The sequence below is a fragment of the Sinomonas susongensis genome, from assembly GCF_005877005.1.
GTDB lineage: Bacteria > Actinomycetota > Actinomycetes > Actinomycetales > Micrococcaceae > Sinomonas > Sinomonas susongensis.
Window position 1 is genome coordinate 113135 of the sequence record NZ_SSNH01000009.1, and the last position, 21913, is coordinate 135047.

The following is a 21913-nucleotide window of genomic DNA, read 5'->3' on the forward strand; positions in this document are numbered from 1 at the left end:
TGGAACAGTCACGGTGCCCGGCGTGAGTCTAGCCCCGGGCGGCGCCTCCCAGTCGAAGCCTGCTCCAACAGCTGGTGAACATCTGTTGCTGCTTGGAGCTTGTTCCGAACCTGGCTCACGCTTTCAGCTACGCTCCCGGCACAGTGGGAAGAGGCTGATGATGGGCCCGGACGGCGAGCCGGTCGCGTGCTGTGTGCTCCACCAGCAGCGGGACGTAGTCCCGGATCGGGCCGGTCATCTCGGCCTGGGCCGTCCGGACGGCGGCGGCGACGACCTCCTGGTCCAACTCCGGAAACCGTCCCGCCAAGCGAGCCTGAACATCGGCCAGTGCCTGATCCTCAGTGCGCTCCTGCATTCACCGATGTTGCCACACGCTGCCCGTCAGGGCCAGAGGATCCGAGAGCCCGCGGAGCTGTCCATTCACCGGCCGGTCGGTTCCCATTAACCGGCATCACGTACACCTCATGCTCGGATCGGCTGGGGCCGCGCCCAGCGCCCCGCGCCCGGCGGCCCACTGCCGAGAGGCCCCGCACGCCCTGACTCCTCGAACGGACTTCATGACCTGGATGACTTACCCGACCGTGGCGGCAGAGACCATCCAGTTCCTCGATGAAGTCGGAGCAGCAGCATCGTGGGCGGCCCGGAGCGGCGGCGGGCAGTCTGTCCTGCTGCTGCTGGACACCGGTTTCTCCGGGTGCGGCCCCTTCGGGCTCGGCGCGGTGCCGCTGCAGCGGTCCCTCGAGGTCGTCGAAGAGTGCATCCACGGCACCGTCGGCGAAGAGAGGGTCCTCGTGGCCTTCGCCGGAGGCAAGCTGGCCGTGCTGGTCCGGCGTTTCGGACCCCGCAGGGCCGCTGCGCTCGCCCGCAGAATCCAGCAGTCCCTCGCCGCCGCCCGAGGTGTCGGCGGCATCGTGCCGGCACCCCTCGGCAGCGTCGGCGTCAGGACCGTCGAACCCGGAACCGCGCCGGAGGACGTGCTGGAGGAGGCCTGGATCGCTCTGGAGGAGGCGCGCACGCTGGGGCCGGGCTCGGTCCAGGTCTTCGATCCGGAGATGCTCAGGCGTCGACGCCGCCGCAGCGCCCTCGCCGAGGATCTGGAGGCCTCGATCAGGACTTCCCAGGTCCAGCTTGCCTACCAGCCGATCGTCAGGCTTCCGACTGGCGCCGTGTCCGGAGCCGAAGCGCTCGCGCGCTGGCGCCACCCCGTGCTCGGGTCCATCCCGCCTCTCGAGTTCATCCCCCTCGCCGAGGAATTCGGCCTCGGCCCGGAACTTGCCCAGCTCGTGGTCACGACCGCCCTCGGGCAGCTGCGGGCCTGGACGGATTCCCGTTCCGTCGGGCCGGGTTTCACGCTCTCGGTGAATGCCAGCAACAGCCAGTTGGCGTCCATTGTCCAGACCGATGCCCTCCGGCACGTCCTGTCGACTACAGGGATCGACCCGGAAAGCTTGGCGGTCGAACTGACCGAGGAGTCGTTCGTGTCCGGAACCGAAACCGACACGGCGGCCATGCGGAGGCTGCGTGCCCTGGGCGTAGGACTGCACATCGATGACTTCGGGTCCGGGTATTCCTCCATCGGCTACTTGAGCCGCCTCCCGGCCACCTTGGTCAAGGTCGACCGGACCCTCTTGGGCGACCCCGCGGGAAATCCGCGGGACCGCAGGCTCGTCGCGGCGGTCCTGGACATCGTCGGCGCCTACGGCCTGGAAGCCGTGTTCGAGGGGATCGAGAACGCGGGCCAGGCGGAGGAGCTCTGGCGCCTGGGGGCGGTCATGGGGCAGGGCTACCACTTCAGCGTGCCACTCCACCGGGAAGCGATGACCGCCTTCCTCCGGAGGCGGCATCTGCCGACGCAGGGCCATTAGCCGGAGCCGGGCACCGGGGCCCGAGCTCCAGCGCGAGAGCGGCTCGTTCCGTTCATCGTCGCGTTGCCAGCGGTAAAGGTCCGAGTCCTAGCCTCGGGGTGGCTCCCGCTCCCGGCGGCGCATTTGCTGCGGGGCACCAGAGGGTAGGAGGCAGTGGATGACCATCGAGGCACCGGCGATGCCACCCGCCGCCCCGGCTGAGGCACCGCCAACGGCTCCCGCGGCCTCTCCTGATCCCCCCAGAGCCCCTCGCGCTCCAGTCCCGGGCCTTGGGCGGTCCCGCACTCGGCGCGGGCCCCGACCGCGCGGTGGCGAGGGCCGACGCCGTCGTGCGAGCCTCGCGGATCTCCGCCGCGCCGGCATCGCCGGATGGGCAGCGCATCTTGGTGCACCGACCGCCGAGGAGGTCTGGACACGCCGCATGGCCCGGGTCGGAGGGGTCGTGGCAGCCGCCGCGCTCTGCTTCTATCTCGTGTGGCGGATCGTGTTCACCCTGCCCACGGATCCCTTGGACGAGGTTGCAGCCTGGTCCATGGTCGTGTTCGAGTCTCTGCCGCTGCCCGGCATGATCCTCAACACCGTCACGTGGTGGAACATCGACGCCAGTGCGCCGCCGCCGAGCGGGAAGGGCGGGGGGCGGACCGTCGCCCTGCTGATCCCCACGTACAACGAACCGGCCGAGGTCCTCGCCCCGACAGTGGCCGCTGCCTGCGAGCTGGAGCCCGCCCACGAGACCTGGGTTCTCGACGACGGGGACCGCTCGTGGGTCTCCGACCTGTGCCGCGCCTACGGCGCCCGGTACGTGAGACGCGACGTGCACGATCACGCCAAGGCCGGGAACATCAACCACGCGCTCGGCCTCATGGAGCGCGAGGCCGCAGCCGGTGCCGTGGCCGTCGACATCATCGCGGTGCTGGACTGCGACCACGTTCCACTCCCGACCTTCCTGAGCTCGACGCTCGGATGGTTCGGGGACCCTGACATCGCCCTCGTCCAAGGGCCCCAGTCCTTCTACAACAGCGGCGCGTTCGACGACGACGGCGTCACCGGCGAGCAGGGGCTCTTCTTCAACGTGCAGATGCGGGCGCGCAACGCGGCCGGCGCAGGCTCGTTCTGGTGCGGATCCACCTCACTGCTGCGTGTCGAGGCCCTCCGCGAGGTGGGCGGAGTGGCGACGGAGACCATCACCGAAGACATGCACACCACCCTGAAGCTCATCCGGCGAGGGTGGAGGACGGTCTACCACCACCAGACCCTGGCGCTGGGCCTCGCGCCCGCAACCCCGGAGCAGTACCTCCTCCAGCGCAGGCGCTGGGGAATGGGGGCCATGCAGATCCTCACCCACGAGAAGCTGTGGGCGGCGAAGCGGTGGATGTCCTGGCGGAACTTCCACGAGTACCTCAATGGGACGCTCTGGTGGCTCGAGGGGATCGGGACCCTCTTCGCCTTCCTCATCCCGGCGCTCGCGCTGGTCTCGGGTGCGCAGACCTCGACGGCCGACCCCCTGACGTTCTCGGCCGTGTTCGCAGTGACGTTCGCGGCTCGCCTGTGGGGAGCGAAGCGCCTCATGCGCCACCAGATCCACTGGCCCACGGCCTTCGCCCTGAGGATCTTCCGCATACCGATCGGCATCGCGTGCGTCTGGTGGCTGGCCACACGACGGCACCTCCGCTTCGAAGTGACCCCAAAGGGCGCAGCGGACAGTCGGGCCCGAGGAGCTCTGCCCCCCATCCTGATGGTGCTCGCGCTGGGGATCGCCTCGCTCGTCCTGTACTGCGGTCTGGGCCTCGCCGGAGTGATTGCCTGGAGGGCCACGCTCTCCTCCACCGTCGCCGCCGGCGCGTGGCTGCTGCTCTCGGCCGCCGTGATCGCGCTCGGTGTCGCCAGGATCCGTTCCGAGAAGTTCGCGACCTCCCGCAGGAACGCCCACCGCGTCGCCGTCTCCGCCGCGGTGACGGTGAACGGGGTCGACGGGCAGCTGATCGACATCTCCGTGGGCGGGGTGAAGGTCCACCTGCCCGTGGCCGTCCTCCCGCCCGAAGGGCAGGCGAAGCTCACGCTTCCTGAAGCGCCCGCCGTCGAGCTCGAGACGGTGAAAGTCTCAGCCGACGGTGACGGCGGGCAGACCGCATCACTGCGGGTGCGCCCCGGCGACTGGAACGCGCACAAGGTCCTGTCCCTGTGGCTCTTCCACACCCCTCCGGGTGCCGTGCCCGGCCTAGGCCATGGCATCCCCGCCATCGCCTCCGTCGCCCGAGCGCCAGGTCCCGCGTCCCGCTGACGTCATCGCGGGCTCGCGAGCCGCACGACCCGGGAACGCCGAACCTTCTCAGCCCCCCTGGTGGCGGACCGGCGTGAGCGGAACATCGTTGGGCGGGGGCAGCGTCCCGCCGCCGCGGAGGACGACAGGTCCCACCGGCTTCGAGGCAGGGACGGGCGGAGGCGGAAGGGGAGCCGGCTTTCGAGGAGGATTCGGAGCGGGAGGGATGTCCGCCGTCGTTCCGTAGGACGGCGGAGCCGGATTGTGCACGGAGGGGTCGACGAGGTCCGCGAGCCCGTGGTCGCTGTCCACCCTGTCCACCCCCAGTTGCGGCAGCCCGAGCAGCTGTATCACCGTCCGCGGGACGGTGGCGTGGTTGGACCACCTGCTGTCGATCCCGGCCTTGACCGGGCCGCCGAACATGAGCAGCGGGACCCTGGGGCCGTAGGCGAGCTGGACGCCGTCGGGCGTGTGCTCCACGTTCGGGGTGGCGACATGGTCATCCCAGCCCCCCCAGTCGTCCCACGTGAGCATGAACACCGTCTCGTCCCAACCGCCGGACTTCACCACTGCGTCCACGCCCTCCCAGACCTTGTTCATCCCGATCGTGACGTCGGCGGGCGGGTGCTCGTCTTGGGGTGAGTCGTGCCACAGGTAGACGAGCGGCGGCAGGCTGCCGGCCGCTGCGTCGGATACGAACCGGGCGTTCGGCAGGAGGTTCGGAGAGCCGTGGAGCTGCGGGTAGAACCCGGCCGGGTAGCTGTTGCTTCCGGTGTAGCAGCGCCATGCGATGCCGGCTTCCTCGGCGAGGCCCGGGACGGACGGCATATCCCACAGCGGGGGCGGCTGGGTCCGCGACGGGTTGCGCAGCGTCGGGGACTGCCCTCCGAGCAGCAGGAGGTGGTTCGGCGTCGAGTTGGTCCCGAACCCGCTGCAGTGGTTCTCGAGGAAGGCCCCGGTCAGTGCCAGATGGGCATAGAAGGGCAACACCGCCGTCGTGTCGAACTGGGTATGCGTCGCGGCGTGGTGGCCGGTGAGCCAGTCGTGGTAAGCGCGCCGGTCGTGGGGCTGGTCGGACGAGGGCGGGTTGGGCTGGATCGGCCAGTCGGCGACGACGTTCGCCCCGTACGGAGCGAGTCCTCGGAAGTAGTTGTCGGTCGTGTGGTTCTCCTGCACCATCACGATGACTCGCTTCACCCTGCTGTCCGCCATGATTCCCATCCTCTCGACCCCTCCGGACCTGCGTTCTCTGGCGATTCTTCTCCCGCCCTCGCCGCGCCGTCACCGGTTGGCGCTCGGCTTTCACGGCATGTTCATCCGCTGGCCAGCTGCCTCATGTGTGGGCCCGTCGTGCCCGGGTACCAACCGCGTGGCACCCCAACCGAAGCGGAACGTGCTTCGGATCGTCGAAAGGATCCCCCATGCGAGCAGCGCAGATCAGCTCCCCCGGCGCCGACCTCGAACTCGTCGAGCGCGACATCCCCGATGTGCCTCGCGGCCACGTTCTGGTCAAGGTCGCGGCCAACGGCATCTGCCACAGCGACTCCATGCCCGCGGCCGGCATGGCCTCCTCCTACCCCCGCATCCCCGGCCACGAAGTCGCCGGAACCATCGAGACCCTCGGTGAGGGCGTCACCCAGTGGGCACCCGGCCAGCGGGTCGGCATCGGATGGTTCGGCGGAGCTTGCTTCGAGTGCGACTCCTGCCGCCGCGGTGACTTCGTCTCCTGCCACGTCGGCAAAGTCACCGGACTCACCTCCGACGGCGGCTACGCCGAGTACCTCGTCGCCCCGGCCGACGCCCTCGCCGCCATCCCCGACGAGCTCGGCTTCGCCGAGGCCGCACCCCTCATGTGCGCCGGCGTCACCACGTTCAACGGCATCCGCTCGAGCGGTGTCCGCCCGGGCGACCGCGTCGCAGTCCTCGGCCTCGGCGGCCTCGGCCACCTCGGCGTCCAGTTCGCAGCCAAGCTCGGCTTCGAGACCATCGCGATCGCCCGCGGAGCAGAGAAGGCCGACTTCGCCCGCGAGCTCGGTGCCGACCACTACATCGACAGCACCACCTCGGACGTCGCCGCGGAACTGAAGGCCCTCGGCGGAGCCGACCTCGTCCTCGCGACCGTCACCGACGCCGACTCGATGTCTGCCACGATTCCAGGGCTCGCGGCCCGCGGCCGCCTCGTCGTCCTCGGCGTCCCGCACGAGCCCCTCGCCGCCAACGCGGGCGAGCTCGTCCAGGGCGGACGCACGGTGGCCGGTCACGCCTCCGGCACTGCCAAGGACTCCGAGGACACTCTGCGCTTCGCGGCCCGCACCGGGGTGCGCCCCCTGATCGAGACCTACCCCCTCGAAAAGGCCGCCGACGGCTTCGATCGCATGATGTCCGGCAAGGCTCGCTTCCGCGTAGTCCTCACCACCGACTGACTCCTCGCGCCGAGCAGTGTGCACTAAGCACCCTGCTCGGCCTTTTCAGTGCACCATGCATATGTGATCCGTACCTCAACCTGAATAGCCTGACGGTCATCAGCCCATCTTCTTGGAAGGACCACGATGGCTAGCCAGGTTCACTCTGATGACTTCGCTCTCTCTCGGGTGACGCCCGGGGCCCGGAAACCGTGGTTTGGCATCGCGGTCCAGCGCTTCGGGCAGGTCTCCGCACTCTCGCAGTTCCTTTTGGGCGCAACGCTCGGCTACAGCATGACCTTCGGCGAGGCGGCCCTGGCGCTGCTGCTCGGTTCCGTCATCCTCGAGGTCATCATGTGCATCGTGGGCATCATCGGTCAGAAGGAGGGCCTGAACACGGCACTCCTGGCCCGATGGACAGGCTTCGGGGAAATCGGCGCATCGCTTGTCGGCCTCGCGATAGGCATCAGCCTCATCGGATGGTTCGGGATCCAATCCGCTATCTCGGCGCAGTCCCTCGACGCGCTCATGCCGGGCGTCCTGCCCGCCTGGGTCTGGAGCCTCCTCTTCGGACTCGGAGTCACCGCAATCGTAGCCTTCGGCTTCGTCGGCATGCAGTGGCTCGCCAACATCACCGTGCCGCTGTTCCTGATCCTCGTCGGCTGGTCCGTGCTCAGCGAGTTGACCCGCCACGACTTCGGGACGCTCCTCACCGGCCCCGCACCCGGGCCGGCCATGAGCGTGTGGCAGGGCACCGGGATCGTCGCGGGCGGTCTGATCGTCGGTGCGATCATCACGGCCGACATGACCCGCTTCAACCGCTCCAAAGCCGATGTGGTGAAGCAGACCGTCGTCGGCGTCAGCCTGGGCGAATTCGTGATCGGGCTCGCAGGCGTGCTCCTGGCCCACGCGGCGGCAACAGGTGACATCGTGGCCATCGTCACCTCTTCCATCGGCTTCGTCGGTCTCGTCATCGTCATCACCGGCACTCTCAAGATCAACGACTGGAACCTCTATTCCTCCACACTCGGGCTGGTCAACTTCATCTCGACCGCGTTCGGCAGGAACCTGCACCGCATGTCCGCCACGATCGTCTTGGGCGTCGTCGGATCGATCCTCGCCGCAGCGGGCATCCTCTCCCAGTTCGCCGGGTTCCTCATGATCCTCGGGGTCGCATTCCCTCCCATCGCGGGAATCATGGTCGCCGAATACTTCGTCGTGAAGCGGTGGCGCGGCGAGCTCGACGCCACGCGTGCCACAGGTGCCCTGCCTGCCACCGCCCCTCGGATCGTCCCGGCCACCATCGTCGTCTGGCTCGCTTCCGCCTTGGTGGGCTACTTCACCACCTGGGGGATCCCTCCCCTGCTCAGCCTGCTGCTGTCCATGGTGCTCTACATCGGTGCCGGGAAGCTCGGCTTGGTCCGCGGCCTCGGGGCCGCCGTCACGAAGCAGGCCCCACCCGCCGTCGTCGCTGACGCAGCAGCCTGACACAGACCCCATCCAACGAGAAAGCGAGAATCATGCACATCGGCATCGACGTCGGCGGCACCAACACAGACGCTGTCCTCATGGAGGGCACCCGAGCAATAGAGGGGGTCAAGCACTCGACCACTCCCGATGTCACCTCCGGCATCGTGCAGGCCATCGAGGACCTCCGAGCGAGGCATCCCTTCCAGGACACCCAGATCGACGCGGTGATGATCGGCACGACCCACTTCATCAACGCCCTCGTGCAGGCCAATCGCCTCGCACCCACAGCGGCCCTGAGGCTCGGGCTCCCTGCGACCAAGGCCCTCCCCCCGCTTGTCGACTGGCCGGAGGCGCTGAGCAGCGCCATCCAGGGCCGAAGCTATCTCGCCCACGGGGGCTACGAGTTCGACGGGCGCCCCATCTCGCCCCTGGACCCAGAGGAGCTGCGGAAGCACGCGGCGGACATGAAGTCGAACGGCATCCGCTCTGTCGCGGTTTCCTCCGTGTTCAGCCCTGTGAACCATGATCTGGAGGTCGAGACCGGCCGAATCCTGGCCGACGAGCTGGGCCCGGAGGTCGCCATCTCGCTCTCCCACGAGATCGGCCGGATCGGGCTGCTCGAGCGCGAGAACGCAACGATCATCAACGCAGCGCTGCGGGAACTCGCCTCGGAAATCGTCGACGGCCTCACGGCCGCCGTCCGAGCCGAGGGGATCAGCGCTCCGATCTTCCTCAGCCAGAATGACGGGACGCTCATGGACGAGGACTACGTCCGCCTCTACCCCGTGGCCACCTTCGCCTCAGGCCCCACAAACTCCATGCGCGGGGCCGCCGTCACGAGCGGGCTCGCGACCTGTGCGGTTGTAGATATCGGAGGAACGACAACCGATATAGGCCTTCTCATCAACGGGTTCCCCCGTGAGACCGCCAATGAGGTGAAGGTCGCAGGCATCCGAACGAACTTCCGCATGCCGGACGTGCTCTCCATCGGAATCGGCGGCGGGAGCATCGTCGATCCCGTATCGGGTGAGGTCGGCCCCGAGTCCGTGGGCTACAGGCTCACGACGGAGGCGCTCGTCTTCGGCGGATCGACCCTGACAGCGACAGACATCGCCGTGGCAGCGGGGCGTGCCGACATCGGTGACCCGTCGAAGGTCGCTCACCTCGATCCGGATTTCATCCGCCGGGTGCTCGACCGGATCGCCGAGCGGATCTCGGAGGCGGTAGACCGGATGCGCACCTCGCCTGATCCCATCCCCGTGGTCGCGGTTGGAGGGGGTTCGGTCCTCCTGCCTGACCGGTTGCCGCTCTTCGGCACAGTGCACCGGCCGGAGAACTACGCCGTTGCCAATGCGATCGGCGCCTCGATCGCACAGGTCGGCGGCGAGATCGACAAAGTGTTCGCCGTCGAACCCGGGCACCGTGAGGAGACCCTTGCCCAGGTGCGGGCCGAGGCCTCGGACAAGGCGGTAGCTGCCGGCGCCAAACCCTCCACGGTCATGATCGTAGACTTCGACGAGGTGCCCCTCCCCTACCTTCCCGGCAACGCCACGCGCATCCGCGTCAAGGCCGTCGGCGACCTCGATATGGGGGCGTGAAATGGCCTGGACAATGACAGCGGGCGACGTCGAGAACGTCGCCCGGGGCGCAGCCGTCCTGGGCACCGGTGGGGGTGGAGATCCCTATATCGGGGCGCTCCTGGCGACCCGCGCGCTTCAGGAACACGGGGAAATCCCCGTGGTGACGCTCGAGGAGCTCCCCGAGGACGCGCTGGTGCTCACCGTCGCGATGATGGGCGCACCCACCGTCATGGTCGAGAAGCTCCCAAGCCTCGAGGAGGTCATCGCCCCCGTGCGTGAACTCGGCGCGTACCTCAGCCGACCCGTGACTCACATCGCGTGTGCCGAAATCGGTGGAGTCAACTCCACGATCCCCGTCGCGGCCGCAGCCGCCCTGGGGCTGCCGCTCCTCGACGCCGACGGCATGGGGCGGGCATTCCCCGAGCTGCAGATGGTCCTTCCCACGCTCTACGGTGTGACCGCTTCCCCACTGGCCTTCGGAGACGAGAAGGGCAATGTCGGCGTCCTCCAGACTGTCGACAACAGCTGGACGGAGCGCATCGCAAGGGTCGCATGCGTCGAGATGGGCTGCTCCGTCATGATCTCCGGCTTCCGGATGACCGGTTCCCAAGCCCGGGAATCGCTTGTCGAGGGCTCGCTTTCGAGGTGCATCGCGATCGGAAAGGAGATCGTCCGGGCACGCGCGGCAAAGTCCGACCCCGTGGCGGCCGCCGTCGAGCTCCTGGGCGGCCGCGAGCTGTTCGCGGGCAAGGTCGCCGACGTCCAGAGGGCTACGACGAGAGGCTTTGCCCGCGGGCAGGCTCGAATCGACGGGCAGGACGCAGTCCTCATGCTCTCGTTCCAGAACGAGCATCTTGTCGCGGAATCCGACGGCAGGATCCTCGCCACGACTCCGGACCTCATCATCGTGCTCGAACACGAGACCGGCGAACCCATTACAACCGAGGGCCTCCGTTACGGGCAGCGCGTCCGCGTGGTCGCAGCACCTTCGGACGAACGGTGGCACACGTCCGCGGCCCTGGCCATGGTCGGTCCCGGCTATTTCGGCTACGACCACCCTTCCTACCGTTTCGACGGCTCGGTGGAAGACCTGGCGGAGGCGATCGCGTGAGCTGGCAGCTGAGAGCGTCCGACCTCCCCGATCTCGCGCGCGGCGCGACGCTTCTTGGGACCGGAGGCGGAGGCGACCCCTACATCGGAAGGATGCTGGCCGAGCGGGTGCTCGGGGACCGGGCTATCACGGTCCTCGACCCGGACGACCTCGCAGACGAAGCGTTCGTCATCCCGACCGCGCAGATGGGCGCACCCACCGTCATGGTCGAGAAGATCCCCGCCGGAACCGAACCCACTCTCGCCCTTCGGACACTCGAGGAACACCTCGGCAGGAAGGCCGACGCGACGATGCCGATCGAATGCGGAGGCATCAATTCGATGATCCCGCTCATCGTCGCAGCCGAGACCGGGCTCCCCGTGGTGGATGCCGACGGCATGGGCCGGGCATTCCCCGAGCTCTACATGGAGACGTTCGCTGTCTACGGCGTTCACGGCTCCCCCCTTGCCATCGCCGGAGAGCGCGGCGAGCGGGTTGTCATCGACACGGGTGACGACGACCGGCAGATGGAATGGCTCGCCCGGGGGATCACCATCCGACTCGGCGGCGTGGCCCACATCGCCGAGTACGCGATGACCGGGGCCGAGGTCAAGCGCACAGCAGTGCCTCGGACCCTGTCCATGGCACTGTCGCTGGGGCGCTCGATGCGCTTGGCCCGCGAAGAGCACCGGTCTCCGTTCGACGCCATCGCCCTCACCCTGGCAGGGACTCAGTACGCTCATGTCCGCGAGCTCTTCGTCGGCAAGGTCACGGACGTGGAGCGCCGAACCACGGACGGCTTCGCGAAGGGGCGGGCCGTGATCTCCGGCACGGGGGACGGGGAGGACTTCGAGATCGAGTTCCAGAACGAGAACCTCATCGCGCGCCGGGGCGGGGAAGTGGTGGCCATCGTGCCAGACCTCGTCTGCGTCGTCGACCACGAGTCGGCGGAGCCGATCACCACGGAAGGACTCCGTTACGGCCAACGGGTGCGCGTCCTCGGAATCTCCACTCCCGAAATGATGCGGACGCCCGAGGCCCTCGAAGCATTCGGGCCGTCGTCCTTCGGTCTGAAGGAGGACTTCGCACCCGTCGAGGGAGCGGCCGTGGCACTCCGCCCGTAGGCTGACAGCATGGCCAGAACCCTCGAACGGCCCCAGCTGCCTGCTCTCGCCCGGGGATTCGCACTTCTGGGGTCCGGCGGTGGCGGTACTACCACAATGCTCGAGCTGATGCTCGGACGCTCCCGCGGTTGGCCGATCGCCATCGCCGGACCGGAAGAGTTGGATCCGACGACGCCGTGCCTCGCCGCGGCGTTCGTCGGTTCGACAATCCTGCTCGGCGAACGCCTGCCCGGCGACGCACCGTTCGAGCCGCTGGTCCACGCCGTCGAACGATGGTTGGGCATCCGCGTCCCCGCGGTGTGCTCCCTCGAGGGCGGCGGGCTCAACGGCCTGGTTCCTCTCACCTTCGCGCCCGACCGCATCGTCGTGGATGCGGACTGCACCGGTAGGGCCGTCCCGGGACTTGACCAGATATCGTTGTTCGTCGACCGCCTCCCAGGCATCGTCGCCGCGTGCGACACCGGGGCTGGTGGGGCAATGCTGGTCAGCACCGACCGGGCCATAGACGCCGAGCGCGTCATCCGTTCGGCGATCATCCAGGCCGGGGGTGCAGGCGGGGCGGTCTTCGCAGGGTTCACAGTCGGAGACCTCATAGAGCACGCGATTCCAGGTCACCTCGACGTGGCGCTCCGGCTCGGAAGCGCATACCTGAGCTCTGCCCATTGGCCTCCGGCAGCGCTGGCTGGCGCCCTGGGCGGACGGCTCCTGGGGCACGGGCGGATCACCTCCGTCGACACCGATGACCGGGATCCCTTCGTGAGGACCGTTGAATTGGCCGGTGTCAACGGCGAGGTCCACCGGATCGTCTCGCGGACAGAGACCCTTGCGTTCATGACCGACGGCCGGCTCGAGGCGTCCGCGCCGACCGTCATTGCCCTGCTCGATGCGGTGTCCCGCGAGATCCTCGAGGTCACCGACCTGACCCTCGCCCGGCACATCGTGGCGATCGAGCTGCCGGGCCCTGCGTGGTGGCACGCCTCACCCCACAGGCTCCGACGGGTCCAGCCCTCGGCCTACGGACTGACAGAACTGGACGCGATCACGTGACCGCGGAGCAGCTCACGCTTGAGGCTCTGCTCGCCCACCCCGCGAATGGCGGACTCCGCATGATCGTGGGGTCGGGCTCCACTGTCTGGGACCAGGCCGTCGTCGAACAGGACGAACCCGGACTGCCCAGCAGCGGGCGAGGCCAGCTGGCCATCCTCACCACGGCCCTGTCCTCAGCCCCTTGGCAGCAGGACGCCCTCATGCGCCGCGTCCACGAGCGTGGATTCCCAATCGTCGCCCTCCCCCGGGCCGAACGGCTCAGCGCGGGCGCCCGGCAGATCGCCGAACGCCTAGGGCTAGCCGTCCTCGACGTCGACCGCCCCATCGACCTCACCAAAGCCTGCTGGGAACTGTCCGAGGCCGGGGACGCCCTCACTCTCAGGTATGTGCGCAGAGTTGCACAGTCATTCGCGTACTCGGCCGAGGATCTGGCTGGCCTCCTCCGCCATCTCGCCGGAAACGTGGGCCATGGCCTCGCCGTCGTCGACGCCTCTGGTGTACTCCATGAAGCAGGCGGCCATCTCGAGGACAGCCTGCGCAAGGACATCCGTTTCGACGCCTGGCTCGACGTCGCCCGATCCGGATCCTCCAGCGCCGTCTCCGTCCGCATCGAGAGCCCCACCCACACGGGCCTACGCCTCGTCCTTTTCGGACAGGGGCTCAGCAGCGCTCAGCTCAGGGCTCTCTCCGCAGCCGCCGAGATAGCCATGCCCGCCATCGCGGCACGCATCCTCATCGACGATGTCGCCGCCGTCAACGACGCCGCGGCCTCATCGGGACTGCTCAGGGACTTCCTCGACTTGCGCGGCGGGTCCGATCCCGAGGTCGAACGGCGGATGCTCGAGCACGGGTGGAAAACTGCCGGATACCACCTCGGGTTCCGGGTGATCGGTCGTGGTCGCGTCGATCCCTTCCAGCTGCTGCGCCACGTCGCTCAGGGTTTGGGCCGCCTCGGCACCGACTCCCACGCGACCACAAGCGGCCGAGGGGTCACCGGATGGTTGAGCTTCCCTGACATGCCCCCTCCGAACCAGGTGGAGAAGGCAGTGTCGGCACTGCGCGAGCTCCACACCCAGACACGCAGATCCTTCAACATCGCCACCGGCGTCGGATCGATGCAGCACGGATCACCCGGCCTGGCTTCGACGCTCGGTGAGGCCGCGGACGCGGCACGCATTGCCGCCGACCGGGCATCCACTGGATGGTTCCTCCGCGTGGACAGCCTCGGCCTCGATCAGCTGCTCCTCGCATGGACCGGCAGCGACACATTCATCCCGGCAGCCGAGTCCCTGCTCGCTTCGCTCCGCAAGGACCGAAACGAACTCCTCACGACCCTCTCGGCCTACCTCGACCACGAATCGAACATCGTCGCCACCGCGACGGCCCTCAACCTCCATCGCAACACCGTCGCAACCCGAATCCACCGGGCGCAGGAGATTCTCGGCATCGACTTCTCGGACCCCGAATCCCGGCTCGCGCTCCATCTGGCGTGCAGAGCCCTGCTCAGATGACGCCCTGCGGCTCTCATCCGCCCGTCTGATTCCCCCAGGAAGCCGGGGGCAATCGGACGCAGCCGAGGCGCTAGGACCGCGCCCCGCGGAATCTTGAGACGACGCTGCGGGCTGCGCGCCGCAGGGGGTCCGGACTTGAAGGAGACGCGCCGGCGGCATTGTCGCGTTCGGCCCGCAGTTCGCCTTGGAGCCAGTCGACGTGCTGGAGGAGGTTTCCGATGGCGAGCTCATTGCCTGCGTTCAATGGCCCAGCCCAGCCTTCCGAACCAGCGGCCAGCACACCGGACCCGTCCTGCCAGATCGGAGCCTCGGGCAGAGCGGTAGGGCTCGCCGGCTGCCCTCGGAGGGCCGAGGCCGCGGCGTCCCACCAGCGGCCGTGGGCCTCGGCCATCTTCGGGTGCAGTCCGTCGAGGTGGCTGGCGAGCCTCCCCCGGGTCTGGAGAGCCGCCTCGGTCCAGGCATCTTCCTCAGATCCCCCGAGCTGGCGCAGGGAGCGGAGGAGACCCCGGGCGCCCCAGTTCTCGAGCGCGCCGCCGATCCTGACTTCACCGTAGAGGTCCACAGCCACCGGCATGACCGGCACACCGGCCCCCAGGGCGAAGACCACGGGGTGGTACCTCGTCGAGAGGACGAGGGAGGCGTCGACGGTGGCCTGCGAGGTCTCCAGGGCGTTCTTCTGCGACAGGACCTCTGCTTCGACGCCGTCGAGCAGCGCGGCCACGGCCCTGTGGACCTCCGTATCGCCGTCGTCCTGGCCGAAGGTCGAAACGTGCGGGACGAAGAGGGCCGGGAGCCCGGATGCCCGGGCGGCCCGCGTGACGAGCCGCGCCATGGTCTCTATGTAGTCGCTGCGGCCCATGGCTCCGCTCCCGGGGGCCAGGGTGACAGCCAGGTAGCCCCCGTCTTCCGAGCGCTGAGTCAGGAAGGACGCGTCGTCGAGGACCCAGGCCGAGGGCACGCCGAGGTCGTCCAGCAGCTCCTTCGACTCTCGTTCGCGTGCACCCACGAGCCGGGCGTCGGCGAGGACGGGACCAAGATGGGCGGCGTCCGGGGCGGTCAGGACCGGACCCACGGTCTGCCCCGACACCACGACACGTATCCCCTGCTGGGCAGCGAGGTGCATGAAGGCCATCCGCTCGAAGAGCAGTCCTCCGTACTGGGAGGTCAGATTGCCTCCCCCCGCAAGGAGGAGTGCCTCGCACCCTTCGAGGGCTCCGAGGATCGCGGCGCGCAGTGCGCGGGTTCCTTCCGAGGCGCTCCGGCCGGAGGGGTCGAGCAGCTCTTCGAAGGCCCGATGGCGCTCGAACGCGTTCCAGGGGACCTGGGGCCTCAACCGGGCGGGCTTCCCGTATTCACGTTCGGATTCGCTCGGATCCCGGGTCAGGATGACCAGGTCTTCGATTCCGCGGGCCTCGAGCTCGCGGGCTGCTGCGTGCGCCATGGCTTCATCGCCCACGTGGTACTGGGTCTGGCCGACGTCGCCGAGCACTGCCGTCTTCATGCGTTCCTCCCCCGATCAGAGGCCGGAAGGGCGGCTTTCAGGCGGGCTGCCAGGCTGCGGACGGCGCGGTGGCCCCGGCGGAGGCGCCACGTGCCAGGAAGAGTGGACTCCCGGACCATGTCCTTGAGGTCATGCAGCTCTCGCTCGACTCGATCAAGGTGCTCGTGCAGCCGATGCATCTCGAAGCCAAGGAGCTCCCTCTCGTACAGGAGTGGGCCGAGCCCGTTGGCCTGGGCGTGCTCGCGCAGGAGCCGGTCGCGGACCTGGAGCGAGAACGCATGGTGGTCGGCGAGTCCTGCGATCATGCTGTTCGCTTCCGAACCGCTCGCGTCACGGCGCTGGTTCCAGAAGGCGAGGGGCCTTCCCTTGATGAAGCCGACGCGGTGCTGGACGACGAAGCGGAGGTGGAATTCCCAGTCGCCGACGACGGGAAGGCTCTCGTCGAAGCCGCCGAGAGCCTCGTACGCCTCCCGCCGGAACAGGAAGGAGATCGGGACGAACCTGTTGTAGTGCAGCAGGTCCACCAGCGTGATCGCCTGCATGTTCGGCTCCAGCGGGACCCGTTCCTGGACTTCGCGTCCGTTCTCCGTGAGCTGCTCGAAGACGATCTCGGTCTGAACGGTCACCCCGCCGTCCTCGGGGTGGGCGTCGAGATAGGCGACTGTCTCGGCCAGGAACTCCGGCGCCCACTCGTCGTCGTCGTCATGGATGGCGACGTACGCGCCCTCCGAGGCTCGGATTCCCTGATTAGATGCTGCTTCCATGCCGCTGCTGTCCTGATTGTGCAGCACGCGCACCCGCCCGGCGAGCCTGTCCGCGTGCTCGGCGAGGACCTCCTCGACCTTGTTCGGATCACCGCCGTCGTTGACGACGACGAGCGCCCAGTCCCGGAACTCCTGGGCCAGAATGCTTCTGAGCGCGCGCTGCAGCAGGCGCGGCCGGTCTTTCGTCCGGGTGATGATCGCGACGCGCGGCTGACTCTCAGAAGACAAACTTCGACCTCGTAAATGGCAGGGTGAGCGCCCCTCAGAACCAGGGCGCATGACGTGACTGGACCGCCCGAACAGCGGCCAGCTGCTCAGCCATTCTATCGGGACCGGCCCCGGGCTTTTCGGCTACATGGATACCTGCCTGCACCGCCCCATTCTGGCGCGCGCGGCTTTGACGGATCCGTCATGTTTCAGACTGGGGGATGAAAGGGTATGACTGGAAACGGGTTGTCCTGTCAGACTTCAGGAAAGACTGTTCGTGCTCCAGGAAAGTCTGTTCGTGCCGCAGGAAAGCCGCCTCCGCGGTGATTGGCATGCATCAGGAAGAAGGAATGCCGTTGAAGTCCTCTCGTCTGCTCACTTTGCTGCTCGCGAGCGCACTCTTCGTCCTCGGCGCCGTCCCCGCTCCCGCCTCGGCTGCGGAGGTCCCAACGGCGGCGGGGGCAGCAGTTCCAGCCAGCCACGTCGCGACCGGCAAGTCTCCGAATCCCCACGGCGCCCAGGTCCCGGACCAGCTGAAGGGCCATCGGCATGCCAAGGTCTGCCAAGCCCCGAAACCCGGCCGCATGGCCTGCAATGCGGTGGCCGACCTGGACGTCAGCGGACAGGTCGCTCCGAACGCGCTCCCCTACGGCTACTCCCCCGCTGACCTGCAGTCGGCCTATCAGCTGCCCGGGGGCAGCGCTGGTACGGGGCGCACCATAGCGATCGTGGATGCCTACGACCAGCCCAACGCGGAATCAGACCTTGCCACCTACCGGAGCAAGTACGGCCTCCCACCCTGCACCTCGTCGAGCGGCTGCTTCACCAAGCTAGACCAGCGCGGAGGAGCAAAGTTCCCTGCCGCGGACGCGGGCTGGGCTCAGGAGATCTCGCTGGACATGGAGATGGCCGCAGCAGGGTGTCCGAACTGCAGGATCCTGCTCGTCGAGGCGGACAGCGCTTCGATCGACGATCTGGGGACCGCAGTGAACACCGCAGTCGCCCACGGCGCGGACGCGGTGTCCAACAGCTACGGCGCCCCCGAGTTCAGCGGCCAGAACACCTACGACAGCGCGTACTTCGACCATCCTGGGGTCGCTGTCACTGCCAGCAGCGGCGATCAGGGCTACGGCACGGAATACCCGGCGGCCTCGCCGAAGACCATAGCCGTGGGAGGAACGAGCCTGCTACAGGACGCCGCAACCGGCGCGTGGAGCGAGTCGGCCTGGCAGTACGGCGGAAGCGGCTGCTCAGGCTATGAGGGAAAGCCTGCGTGGCAGAAGGACAACGGCTGCGGCGCACGGACAGAGGCGGACCTTGCCGCGGTCGCAGACCCCTCCACCGGAGTAGCTGTCTACGACAGCGTCCCGGGCCCCAACGGCCTGAGCGGCTGGCTCGTCATGGGCGGCACCAGCGCCGCGGCACCTCTCGTCGCCGCCGCCTACGCAATGGCGGGCAAGCCCACCACCGACTATCCCGGCAGCCTCCCCTACTCGGCCCCCACCGGGCTCTTCGACCCTGCTTCGGGGAGCAACGGCACCTGCAGCGTGGCGTACCTCTGCTCGAGCCTGCCGGGCTATGACGCACCCACCGGCAATGGGACCCTCCGGGGGCTCAGGGCCATCGCCCCGCGCCAGTGCGGGTTCACCGATGTCCTGACCGTGGACCAGTTCGCCTCCGATATGTGCTGGATGGCATCGGCAGCAATCTCCACCGGCTACCCCGACGGCACGTACCGGGCCACTGCCCCCGTGACCCGCGACGCCATGGCGGCCTTCCTCTACCGGCTCAAGCACTCCCCCGCGTTCACGCCTCCTGGCACGTCCCCGTTCACGGACATCAGCCCGTCCACCCAGTTCTACAAGGAGATCACCTGGCTGGCCTCGACCGGCATCACCACCGGCTACCCGGACGGGACGTACAGGCCCCTCGCCTCGGTCAACCGTGACGCGATGGCGGCCTTCCTCTACCGTGCCGCCGGATCCCCTGCCTTCACGCCGCCCGCCACGTCTCCGTTCACGGACATCACGCCGTCCACCCAGTTCTACAAGGAGATCACCTGGCTGGCCTCGACCGGCATCTCCACCGGCTACCCGGACGGCACCTTCCGGCCGGGAGCCGCCGTCACCCGTGACGCGATGGCGGCGTTCATGCACCGCTATTCGACTTACCTTGGCTGAGGTCCAACTGCCATGGCTGGGGGCAGACGTCGAAGCCTTCTGTTGCCCGAAACGACTGGCGCTGGCTAGGGTTCAAGAGCCGGTGCCTGAGTGCCGGTTCTCTGGGCGGGTCTTTCCGTCCAACGAGCGGAAGGGCCCGGTGCGATGCTCCGTGGTGTGGTGGCGCGTGTCCTAGTCTGCGCGGCCGTGGTGGTGGCTGGCGTGTTGGGCACCCCCTCGGGCGCCCTGGCCGCAACGCCGGCTGGATCGGCGTCGTCCGTGGCCCGGGCGCTTGCAGTGCCGGCGACGACGCCCACATCGTCCGGCTCCTTCGCGGACGTGCCGTCGGGGTCGCAGTTCTCCACAGAGATCCAGTGGCTTGCGGATCAGGGGATCTCCACCGGCTGGATCATGCCCGACGGCACGAGACAGTATCGGCCGCTGCTGCCGGTGGCCAGGGATGCGATGGCAGCGTTCATGTACCGCCTCGCCGGGTCCCCGGCCTTCACCCCGCCGGCAGATTCCCCGTTCACGGACATCACCCCGAGCGCGCAGTTCTACAAGGAGATCACCTGGCTGGATGCCCAAGGCATCAGCACTGGGTGGCAGATGCCCGACGGGACCAGGCAGTACCGTCCGCTGGAGCCGGTGGGACGGGACGCGATGGCCGCCTTCATGTACCGCCTCGACGCCTCCCCGGCCTTCACCCCGCCAGCAGATTCCCCGTTCGCAGACATCACGCCTGGCACCCAGTTCTACAAGGAGATCACCTGGCTGGCCACCAACGGGATCAGCACCGGATGGACGGAAGCAGACGGGTCCAAGACCTACCGGCCGCTGGACGCCGTGGCGCGGGACGCGATGGCTGCGTTCATGTACCGGTTCTATCAACTCACCCACCCGCAGGCGGCCGTCGTCGGCAACGACGTGTCCTGGCCGCAGTGCGGTGCCACCATGCCGAGCGGACAGGCGTTCGCCGTCGTCGGCGTCAACAATGGCACGGCCTCCAGCACCAACCCGTGCCTGGCCTCAGAGCTGTCCTGGGCGTCCACCTCGGCAGGGGGCACGAGCCAGCCTCGGGTGGCCCTTTACGTGAACACCGCCAATCCGGGCACGGCGGGCTCATGGTGGCCGTCGAGCAACACCTACGCCGGGACCCCTGTGTCCAATCCCTACGGCCTGTGCGCCGGCTTGGAGGACGCGGCCTGCTCCTACATGTACGGCTACGCCAAGGCGTACGACGACGTGACGAGCCGCGGAGTGAGCAGCCCTGCCTCCTACACGTGGTGGCTCGACGTCGAGACCAGCAACAGCTGGTCGACCGACCCTGCGGCGAACACGGCCGACCTCGAAGGCATGGCCTACTACTTCAACAGTATTGGGGCCCGGATCGGGATCTACTCCTCGAGCGCCCAGTGGGCGCAGATCGTCGGGACTGTGCCGTCGACCAGCAGCCTCTACTCCCTCAGCAGCTGGCTCGCAGGGGCATCGACCCCGGCAGCCGCGCAGGCGGGCTGCTCCGCCACCCCGCTCACGGGCGGCGGCAAGGTCGCCCTCACGCAGTACATCTCCGGCGCCTACGACTACGACCACTCCTGCGTCTGAGCCCGCGAGAGGCGAGGCACCGACGAGCGGCGCCGGATGGCCCAGGGCAAAGCCCGATTGCGCGAAATTGCTCGATGCTGTCAAGACAGGACAGCCCCTCGGGATCGAGTTACCGGTAACCTAGAGGGGGCAGACAGTCGAGTCAGGTCAGGGAGAGCATGAGCAATGAGTCGAAGGGCCGACCGCCGACCATCTATGACGTCGCCGCCCTTGCAGGCGTCTCCCATCAGACCGTGTCGCGATTCGTCAAAGGCCATACGAACATTCGCCCGGAAATAAGAGACCGGGTTGAGTCTGCCGTGAAGGCTCTCGACTACAAGCCGAACGGTGCCGCTCGAGCCCTGGCGACGAGCCGGGGAAATCGCATCGGTGCGCTTGTGTACGAACTGATGGAGGTCGGACCGAACAAGATCATCCACGGGGCGAGCATCCGGGCCCGAGAGGCTGGATACCTGTTGGACATCGTGAGCCTAGACCCAAATGACGACGCTGCCATCGTCCAGGCAATAGGCCTGATCAACCAGCACGACCTCGCAGGAGTGATGGTGTTCGCACCCACGGACCGGGTCATTGACGCCGTCGGCAGAGTGCGATTCACCGTTCCCGTGCACGTTGAGTCAGACATGCCGCCGCAAGGTTCCGCGACCCCCGCGGCCAACGAGGTGGGGGCTGGCATGCTGATGGACCACTTGGCAGCACTGGGCCACCGCAGGTTCTTCCAGATCGCCGGCCCCCCGGACTGGCCTTCGGCCCGCGCTCGGGCCGCCGCTTACGACTCGGCACTTGAAAACCTCGCGGACACCACCACCTCCGCAGGTACCGTCCACGGCGACTGGACGGCGGCATCCGGATACCGGGCAGCGATGGAGATGCCCTTGGATGCCGGGGTGACGGCGCTTGTTGTTGGGAACGACCAGATGGCTCTGGGCGCATTGGCTGCTCTCGGCGAACGAGGCGTCCGGGTCCCGAATGAGGTGAGCGTTGTGGGCTTCGACGGCATCCCCGAGTCGGAGTTCTACCGACCCTCCCTCACCACCATCCGCCTAGATCTCGAAGGCCTGGGCGCCTCGGCGATCGACCGTCTCCTCTCCATGGGAGTGGAGGCGGCAGCACCAACGCCCGCTGTGCCCGCTCCTCCTCGGCTGATTGTGGGTCATTCCACGGCAGCCCCGGGAGCCTAGGCCTCCAGAGGCAAAGAAGTCCGCCCCAGACTCTTGTTACCGCTAACACAGAGGCGTAGGGTGATGCCAGCGTTCAAGTTAGCGCTAACACAGACGGCCTCCTGCAGCCCCCGATGGGCAGCCGAGGGGCGGGGCACGGAACTTCGC

General features: G+C 68.1%; 16 protein-coding genes. 12 read left to right on the top strand and 4 right to left on the bottom strand.

Features of this window, described 5'->3' with window-relative positions:
- Positions 1-127: 127 nt before the first annotated feature.
- Positions 128-355 carry a three-helix bundle dimerization domain-containing protein gene (locus tag E6A21_RS13345; RefSeq protein WP_138444646.1) on the bottom strand — a complete coding sequence of 76 codons (228 nt, stop codon included), beginning with the start codon at positions 353-355 and terminating at the stop codon, positions 128-130.
- A gap of 202 nt (positions 356-557) precedes the next feature.
- On the opposite strand from E6A21_RS13345, the gene E6A21_RS13350 reads away from it, so the two are divergent.
- A complete protein-coding gene (locus E6A21_RS13350; RefSeq protein WP_138444647.1) occupies positions 558-1865 on the top strand; it encodes an EAL domain-containing protein in 1308 nt (435 codons plus the stop codon).
- Positions 1866-2307: 442 nt separating this feature from the next.
- Positions 2308-4146 carry a glycosyltransferase family 2 protein gene (locus E6A21_RS13355; protein ID WP_171041394.1) on the top strand — a complete coding sequence of 613 codons (1839 nt, stop codon included), beginning with the start codon at positions 2308-2310 and terminating at the stop codon, positions 4144-4146.
- 48 nt (positions 4147-4194) lie between these two features.
- Here E6A21_RS13355 and E6A21_RS13360 read toward each other — a convergent pair whose 3' ends face one another.
- Positions 4195-5337 (bottom strand): alkaline phosphatase family protein, encoded by a 1143-nt coding sequence (locus E6A21_RS13360; RefSeq protein ID WP_138444649.1) that lies wholly within the window; start codon positions 5335-5337, stop codon positions 4195-4197.
- A gap of 209 nt (positions 5338-5546) precedes the next feature.
- Here E6A21_RS13360 and E6A21_RS13365 point away from each other — a divergent pair, with 209 nt between their 5' ends.
- From E6A21_RS13365 to E6A21_RS13395, 7 genes are all read left to right on the top strand, one after another.
- Complete coding sequence (locus E6A21_RS13365; protein WP_138444650.1) at positions 5547-6548, top strand: alcohol dehydrogenase; 1002 nt, start codon at positions 5547-5549, stop codon at positions 6546-6548.
- A gap of 126 nt (positions 6549-6674) precedes the next feature.
- Positions 6675-8015: a purine-cytosine permease family protein gene (locus E6A21_RS13370; protein WP_138444651.1), complete on the top strand. Its 1341-nt coding sequence runs from the start codon at positions 6675-6677 to the stop codon at positions 8013-8015.
- 32 nt (positions 8016-8047) lie between these two features.
- Entirely contained in the window at positions 8048-9595 is a 1548-nt protein-coding gene (locus tag E6A21_RS13375) for a hydantoinase/oxoprolinase N-terminal domain-containing protein (RefSeq protein WP_138444652.1), read from the top strand.
- A 1-nt stretch (position 9596) separates the two neighbouring features.
- The gene (locus E6A21_RS13380) at positions 9597-10688 is read left to right on the top strand and encodes an S-methyl thiohydantoin desulfurase family protein (protein ID WP_138444653.1); all 1092 of its coding nucleotides are present in this window, start codon (positions 9597-9599) and stop codon (positions 10686-10688) included.
- On the top strand, positions 10685-11791 hold the full coding sequence (locus E6A21_RS13385) for an S-methyl thiohydantoin desulfurase family protein (protein ID WP_138444654.1): 1107 nt from the start codon (positions 10685-10687) through the stop codon (positions 11789-11791). Before E6A21_RS13380 ends, E6A21_RS13385 begins: the two co-directional genes overlap by 4 nt.
- 9 nt (positions 11792-11800) lie before the next feature.
- Positions 11801-12838, top strand: coding sequence for an S-methyl thiohydantoin desulfurase domain-containing protein (locus E6A21_RS13390; protein WP_138444655.1), 1038 nt, complete (start codon positions 11801-11803; stop codon positions 12836-12838).
- Positions 12835-14349 carry a PucR family transcriptional regulator gene (locus E6A21_RS13395; protein WP_246036500.1) on the top strand — a complete coding sequence of 505 codons (1515 nt, stop codon included), beginning with the start codon at positions 12835-12837 and terminating at the stop codon, positions 14347-14349. Before E6A21_RS13390 ends, E6A21_RS13395 begins: the two co-directional genes overlap by 4 nt.
- A 70-nt stretch (positions 14350-14419) precedes the next feature.
- Here the strand turns inward: E6A21_RS13395 and E6A21_RS13400 are convergent, their stop codons facing one another.
- Both E6A21_RS13400 and E6A21_RS13405 read right to left on the bottom strand, forming a co-directional pair.
- Positions 14420-15850 carry a polysaccharide pyruvyl transferase family protein gene (locus E6A21_RS13400; protein ID WP_138444656.1) on the bottom strand — a complete coding sequence of 477 codons (1431 nt, stop codon included), beginning with the start codon at positions 15848-15850 and terminating at the stop codon, positions 14420-14422.
- Positions 15847-16842 carry a glycosyltransferase family 2 protein gene (locus tag E6A21_RS13405; RefSeq protein ID WP_171041395.1) on the bottom strand — a complete coding sequence of 332 codons (996 nt, stop codon included), beginning with the start codon at positions 16840-16842 and terminating at the stop codon, positions 15847-15849. Before E6A21_RS13405 ends, E6A21_RS13400 begins: the two co-directional genes overlap by 4 nt.
- 335 nt (positions 16843-17177) lie before the next feature.
- On the opposite strand from E6A21_RS13405, the gene E6A21_RS18190 reads away from it, so the two are divergent.
- From E6A21_RS18190 to E6A21_RS13425, 3 genes are all read left to right on the top strand, one after another.
- Positions 17178-19001, top strand: coding sequence for an S-layer homology domain-containing protein (locus tag E6A21_RS18190; RefSeq protein WP_246036502.1), 1824 nt, complete (start codon positions 17178-17180; stop codon positions 18999-19001).
- A 144-nt stretch (positions 19002-19145) separates the two neighbouring features.
- Complete coding sequence (locus E6A21_RS13420) at positions 19146-20585, top strand: glycoside hydrolase family 25 domain-containing protein (RefSeq protein WP_138444658.1); 1440 nt, start codon at positions 19146-19148, stop codon at positions 20583-20585.
- A 158-nt stretch (positions 20586-20743) separates the two neighbouring features.
- Entirely contained in the window at positions 20744-21766 is a 1023-nt protein-coding gene (locus E6A21_RS13425) for a LacI family DNA-binding transcriptional regulator (protein ID WP_138444659.1), read from the top strand.
- Positions 21767-21913 lie beyond the last annotated feature (147 nt).

What these genes read in the sequence shown, in the direction of transcription:
- E6A21_RS13360 (WP_138444649.1), bottom strand. Translation starts at nt 5,337, where the DNA reads ATGGCGGACAGCAGGGTGAAGCGAGTCATCGTGATGGTGCAGGAGAAC.
- E6A21_RS13390 (WP_138444655.1), top strand. Translation starts at nt 11,801, where the DNA reads ATGGCCAGAACCCTCGAACGGCCCCAGCTGCCTGCTCTCGCCCGGGGA.
- E6A21_RS13400 (WP_138444656.1), bottom strand. Translation starts at nt 15,850, where the DNA reads ATGAAGACGGCAGTGCTCGGCGACGTCGGCCAGACCCAGTACCACGTG.
- E6A21_RS13380 (WP_138444653.1), top strand. Translation starts at nt 9,597, where the DNA reads ATGGCCTGGACAATGACAGCGGGCGACGTCGAGAACGTCGCCCGGGGC.
- E6A21_RS13420 (WP_138444658.1), top strand. Translation starts at nt 19,146, where the DNA reads ATGCTCCGTGGTGTGGTGGCGCGTGTCCTAGTCTGCGCGGCCGTGGTG.
- E6A21_RS13370 (WP_138444651.1), top strand. Translation starts at nt 6,675, where the DNA reads ATGGCTAGCCAGGTTCACTCTGATGACTTCGCTCTCTCTCGGGTGACG.
- E6A21_RS13375 (WP_138444652.1), top strand. Translation starts at nt 8,048, where the DNA reads ATGCACATCGGCATCGACGTCGGCGGCACCAACACAGACGCTGTCCTC.
- E6A21_RS13350 (WP_138444647.1), top strand. Translation starts at nt 558, where the DNA reads ATGACCTGGATGACTTACCCGACCGTGGCGGCAGAGACCATCCAGTTC.
- E6A21_RS13345 (WP_138444646.1), bottom strand. Translation starts at nt 355, where the DNA reads ATGCAGGAGCGCACTGAGGATCAGGCACTGGCCGATGTTCAGGCTCGC.
- E6A21_RS13365 (WP_138444650.1), top strand. Translation starts at nt 5,547, where the DNA reads ATGCGAGCAGCGCAGATCAGCTCCCCCGGCGCCGACCTCGAACTCGTC.
- E6A21_RS13425 (WP_138444659.1), top strand. Translation starts at nt 20,744, where the DNA reads ATGAGCAATGAGTCGAAGGGCCGACCGCCGACCATCTATGACGTCGCC.